The sequence below is a fragment of the Arthrobacter sp. N199823 genome, assembly GCF_002929705.1.
Lineage (GTDB): Bacteria > Actinomycetota > Actinomycetes > Actinomycetales > Micrococcaceae > Specibacter.
This window is the reverse complement of record NZ_PJIN01000035.1, coordinates 1-1,411: the sequence shown is the minus strand read 5'-3', so window position 1 is coordinate 1,411 and position 1,411 is coordinate 1. Positions and strand designations below refer to the sequence as shown.

Below are 1,411 nucleotides of genomic sequence, written 5' to 3'. Positions count from 1 at the left end.
CTCGCAGAGCGCGAGAGAAGATGTTTCCTGCGAGTATCCCGGTCCGGGTGAAGGAAGCATTCGCGAAGCGGAAACTAGTGTGTTCTGTAGGTGCTGACGGGATGGCCTGGCTGGGCTTACACATGCCAGCGGTGAGCGCTTCAGGGATTTACACACGTTGTACCCGGATGGCGCGGGCAATCAAGGCTGATGGACTCCGGGCGCAAGCTATCGCTGATGCTGCTGGGACGGGTCAGGATTGTCGTGAGCATAGGACACTGGCGCAGCTACGGGCCGATGTTGCCGCGATCCTGCTACTAGGCCAAAACCTCCCAGAGACCGCCACACAGCTACTCAACGACGCCGAAACCACCCTGACCACCAACAACCCAACCAACCCAGAACCCCATAACGGGCACACAAAGACCAACACCGGAACGAGCACGAGCGCCGGAACCGGTCGGAGTAATGGCACCGATCAGCAAACGGGCGTTAATTCTCGTCCCACTGGTGGCCAGGCTACTGGGTTTCAGAGCACCACCGGCAACAAAAATACTGGTGCCGGGTCCGGGTCTGGGTCTGGTGTTGATTGTGGAGGTGTGGGTGGGCTGGGTGGGCAGGGGTCTGCTTTCGGAGCCACGGTCCGCCACGATGGCCAGGACACGAGGCCGTATGTTCCTCCGTGGTCCGCTAAGAATCCAGCCACCACTGATACCGGCATAAATCCTGATACCACCACAACTTCTGATGCCACGGCCGGTACTGGTGCCGCTACAAGATGTGATGCCACCGGGAGGATGGGTGGCAGTGTTCTTGATCAGGACGACGTCCCTGTCTGGGCCACAAGACCAAACCCCACCAACAATGCACCACCCCGTGGTGCTACGCCCCGTGGTGCCCCTGATTGTTCCGCACCCGGGGGATCCATGCCCGGTGGATCCTTCGCTGGTGTTGCGACTGGGGGAGTCGCCCCTAGCGGGGCTGGTGGTGAGGGGACACTACTGCCCACCACCAGCCCTGCCGCCGCTGACCTCTCCACCAGCCCCGATGCCGCTACCGCAGGACTAGTTTCCGCTGATTCCGCAACAGATCCCGCCGCAGGAACTAAATCCGCGGATGTTGCGGCCGCCCTTTATTTCGCTGATCCTGCCGCTCCTGCCGATCCTGCTGATTCAAAGGGTAGAAACCCGGCAAACCTTCTTGACCTGTTAGATGTTGTGGGGGATGGCTCTGGGTTGGTCGGTGATGTGGTGGATGGGGTGGTGGAGGATCCGCAGGCGGATTATGAACAGCAGTTGGTGGAGTTGGCGGCTCATGGGGTGTTGGTTGATCCGCCGCTGCCGGAAGCGTTGGTGTTGGTCAAGGTCCCGTTCTTAGGGTTGTTGGGGATCACGGATGAACCAGCAGAATTGGTGGGGCCTCAGGGTGGTCC

General features: G+C 60.5%; 1 pseudogene. It reads left to right on the top strand.

Features of this window, described 5'->3' with window-relative positions:
* Positions 1 to 131 precede the first annotated feature (131 nt).
* Positions 132 to 1,411: pseudogene (locus CXQ93_RS20110) on the top strand (hypothetical protein); the annotation flags it as partial.